The organism is Neochlamydia sp. AcF95, from assembly GCF_018342455.1.
GTDB lineage: Bacteria > Chlamydiota > Chlamydiia > Chlamydiales > Parachlamydiaceae > Neochlamydia.
In genome coordinates, this window is record NZ_JAEMUC010000016.1 from 1 (window position 1) to 3,600 (window position 3,600).

Genomic DNA, 3,600 nt, shown 5'->3' on the forward strand with positions numbered 1-3,600 from the left:
TGAGGCATATTTTGCAGGTTTTAGGCCCTCCTTTTCAGAAATTATATGCTAATGGAAATTAACTTGCGGAATGTGGGATGTATCCAATAAAACAGATTTTTCGAAATCCTACATGGTAAAAAAAATTTTAGAAAAAGTGGTCTATTATTTGTCTAGCGACTACTCTTTTCAGTAAAGTTTGCCTAGCCTAAACTAATAATCTTTGCTAACTTTTCCTTCGGGGAAAGCTGATCATACTCATCTTTTTCTCTCCAGTAATAACCCTGTTGCTGCAATCCATGGATAAAGTAAAATTGCTCGAAAACTTTAGCAAAAATGGCTTTATCTTCATTGGGATAAATATACCAGCCGGTATGATATTGCTCTTTAAACTCTTTGGAAACAGTAATTCCCGAAGCAGTAATAGCATCAAGCATCCATTTCTCATGAATCTTTACTTCTACATCCGGGATTAACTCCGCTGCTATGGCTTGATTGCGCGGATTAATTAAAAGCTTTATTTGCATATTTTTTCTCTCAATTACTTTATTTAAAGTTAGCATTTATTATTTTTTTATAAAAGCAGAGAGTTTGATTAATAATTATCAAAATCCTCATCCTGCCCCTCAAGCTTCTGATTCCACTTTTCCATAAGTTGCTTGACTATCCCTAAAGAGTTTTTATTTTCTTTAATGGCTTTTTCTAAGGTGTGGCAAGCTTCATTCATCCATTCAAGCGCTTCTTTTGGCATCTCGCGGCTTTGCATATATTTTGCATAGCCTTCTCTTGCTTTATTATCCACTAATTTTATTAAATTCTGATCGAATGGTCTCTTAAATGCAGGGTGAGACAAATACTCCATTTTCAAGGGTTCTCCTATGCCTTTAAAGCAGCGATCGTGATCAATACCATAAGCTTTATATTGAACGGGAGAGGTGTTTTCTATGGCTTTGTATAAGATATTGCCTGAATGTCTATCACCATTGCCAAAGATAAGGTCAAAAATAGCCAGAGCGTGTATTTCTCGATTGGAGACAGTTGCTTGCATTTGCTCTATTTCGGAGGTGCTTTTGGCGTCTTGAAGAAAAAGTTGAGCTGAGCCTTGCCAGTTGTTAAAATTGATTTGTACTGTCTTTGGAATAGGAAACAAGCCATTTGAGTTAACACCAGAAGCTGCTTGTTCTCTGCTACCCATCGTAGGATCTTGGCTAAAATTGTCTTGTATACAGGGCTTGAATATAAAAAGTTGCTGGCCCTCAGCCTGTAAAATGTATGTCTCGTTAACATTTGTGCTTCCAAGAGCGTGAGTACTTAGAAGAGGAAATTGCTTTAGCCCCTCTTGGTAATCGATGCTTTCTTTTTGGTACTTTTCATAAGCTTGCTCAAAGATATTACCAATCTCTTCGTTCATTTGTTTTATTTTTTCAAGCTCTTCAGGTATTTTGCTTGGAGGGCAGTCCCTTAAAAATCCTGGCAACCCTGGATGATAGCTGGCCGGGTTAGGTTTTTTGGCAAGATAGTCCCTTGCTGCTTGCGAAGCGTCCTCACATGTCTTATATGCAGAAAGAGCTTGAAAGCAGCCAGATAGACTTTTCACAAGATAGGCTACATGAGGTTTTTCTGGAATTTGTTTTAATGAAGAAAAATGCTCGCTAAATTCTTTTAAAGGTTCTTCAAACAAAGCGGCATGCATGTTCTTAATTTCTTCTCCCGTCACTGGCTTATTCAATCCAAATTTATTAGAAACCATATTAAAGATAACATTGGCAAGTTCTCTTTCTGTCTTCAACTTTTGTTGAGTAATTAATTGGTTAATCTTAGGGATGTTTTTCTTAGCTGTTGCTTGGCCAAAACACTTTTCTATTGCTTCATAGAAGGGCTGAGGATTCAAAGGTTTGTTTGAGATATCTTCTGTTTTATCTAAGGCACTACTTTGAGTAGCCTCTGCTTTGACTTTTTTTGTTGGACGCTCACCGGTAGTTTCATTCCTTGGTAAAGCTTGTTGGACTTCCAAATGCCGCTTTTTTGCCTCAAGCTCTAAGGTGTTTTTTTTATCTATCGTAGAGGTTGTTGCTTCTAATTCTTTTTCTTCAACTTCCGCGGGCGCTTCCTGGTTTTGGATACCTTTTTCTTTTTCATTCGAGGCTGTCTGCTCTGTTGAGTTAAGGAAATATTGATGATTGCCGTCCAAGCGCATGCCTAATTTTTCTGGATTCATGCATTTCCTCCATCCTACTAGACTTACTTTCTTAATAAGAATTGATCTTATTAATTTAATTATAATAATTAATTTTTTAATTATATATACATTTTATAAAAAATTTGTATTTTTAATTTTTTTAGTTAAAATAGATGAGGAAGAAAGACAGGGTTATCAATGGAGATAAATCCGTAAGGTAGTTAGTGGGCTCCTATTCGTAAACGGTCACGGGATGTAAAAGTTTTTTTAGATAACAGAAGGTGTAGGTTGCTTGGTACGACCTATATAGATAGCATCTGTTAGAAAATCTTGAATAAATTTTCTTTGTCGATGAAGAGTTTCTATACAGTTAGGCAACATCTCCCTCCACTTTTTGCCATAGATAGAATGGCTATCGAGACATAACTTGCGTGCAATGGCTAGATTTTTTAAAGATTCTTCGGCGGCATTATAGGTCATAGGAATAGCAGGAGCTTCCAAGTAAGCACTAAAATGTTTGATCTGCTTTAAAAGCTTATGGCAAAACTTCCGCTTTTGGAGTAATTGAACGATTAGCTTTTTGATCAGTGAATGGTAGCTTGGAGCTATTCATGGAATTTTGATTAAGCTGTTCTTCCAACTGGGCAATGCGTGCTTCAAGCTTGGTGATTATCTTTTTTAGTCTATTTGCTATGGCTTCTAGCTGGGCATTTTCAGCTCTTAGCTGTATAATCTCAGCCCTTAGCTCTGCATTCTCTTTAAGTAGTTGCTGGTATGAAGATTGCATACTACTCAACATATGATTAAGTAAGTATAAATTCTAAAAATTATTTTATTTATCACAAACTAATTGATAGCCCTGTGATCGCTTCACGACTTATTAAGATCGTTTAAAATAGAGGCTATTTAACCAGCGTCTTATATGATGAGAAAACCTTATCCTAGCGATTTAAATAATCAAGAAGGGCAAGGGCTTGAACCTATCACATGCAAGAAAAAAGCTGGCAAGCTACCTAAGCACTCTAGACAAGAGATGCTTAATGCCATCTTGTATGTTTTAAGGACAGGCTATCAATGGACAGATCTTCCGCATGATCTATCTCCTTGGAAATCGGTCTGTTCTCAATTTATAAGATGGAAACAGAGTGATTTATTCGAACAAATTAATACTTATTTAAGGCGATCGCTTCGCCAAAGCTTAAGGCAAGTTAGCAGAGCTTAAATACAGGCTGTAGCCGATAGCCAAAGTGTCAAAACAACTGAAAAAAAGGGCTCTGCGGATACGAGGGCAGCAAGAAAATTAAAGGCAGGAAAAGGCACATAGTGGTGGATCATTTGGGGCTGTTAATAGCAGTCATAGTTAAGTAGTCCAACCTGATTTACCCTAAAAAACTCCATCATTGCATCAATTTTAAAAAGAAAAAATGTAAATTTCCTTTTAA

The 3,600-nt window shown here is 36.6% G+C and carries 4 protein-coding genes and 1 pseudogene; 1 reads left to right on the top strand and 4 read right to left on the bottom strand.

Translation table 11 applies throughout. The features are described from left to right. Positions 1 to 182: 182 nt before the first annotated feature. The 4 genes and pseudogenes from NEOC95_RS00830 to NEOC95_RS09565 form a co-directional block, all read right to left on the bottom strand. Positions 183 to 506, bottom strand: a complete 324-nt coding sequence (locus tag NEOC95_RS00830; RefSeq protein ID WP_213151010.1) for a hypothetical protein — start codon at positions 504 to 506, stop codon at positions 183 to 185. Between the two features lie 68 nt (positions 507 to 574). Further along, positions 575 to 2,197, bottom strand: a complete 1,623-nt coding sequence (locus NEOC95_RS00835; protein ID WP_213151012.1) for a protein kinase family protein — start codon at positions 2,195 to 2,197, stop codon at positions 575 to 577. A gap of 228 nt (positions 2,198 to 2,425) precedes the next feature. Next, positions 2,426 to 2,659, bottom strand: coding sequence for a hypothetical protein (locus NEOC95_RS00840; protein WP_213156328.1), 234 nt, complete (start codon positions 2,657 to 2,659; stop codon positions 2,426 to 2,428). Positions 2,660 to 2,696: 37 nt separating this feature from the next. Continuing rightward, positions 2,697 to 2,957 (bottom strand): annotated as a pseudogene (locus tag NEOC95_RS09565) (DUF6444 domain-containing protein); the annotation flags it as partial. A gap of 123 nt (positions 2,958 to 3,080) precedes the next feature. Between NEOC95_RS09565 and NEOC95_RS00850 the strand changes: the two are divergent. Then, entirely contained in the window at positions 3,081 to 3,380 is a 300-nt protein-coding gene (locus tag NEOC95_RS00850) for a transposase (RefSeq protein WP_213151018.1), read from the top strand. Positions 3,381 to 3,600: the final 220 nt, after the last annotated feature.

Bases quoted from the DNA above. Each gene is read 5' to 3' on its own strand.
- NEOC95_RS00830 (WP_213151010.1), bottom strand. From the start codon at position 506: ATGCAAATAAAGCTTTTAATTAATCCGCGCAATCAAGCCATAGCAGCG.
- NEOC95_RS00835 (WP_213151012.1), bottom strand. From the start codon at position 2,197: ATGAATCCAGAAAAATTAGGCATGCGCTTGGACGGCAATCATCAATAT.
- NEOC95_RS00850 (WP_213151018.1), top strand. From the start codon at position 3,081: ATGATGAGAAAACCTTATCCTAGCGATTTAAATAATCAAGAAGGGCAA.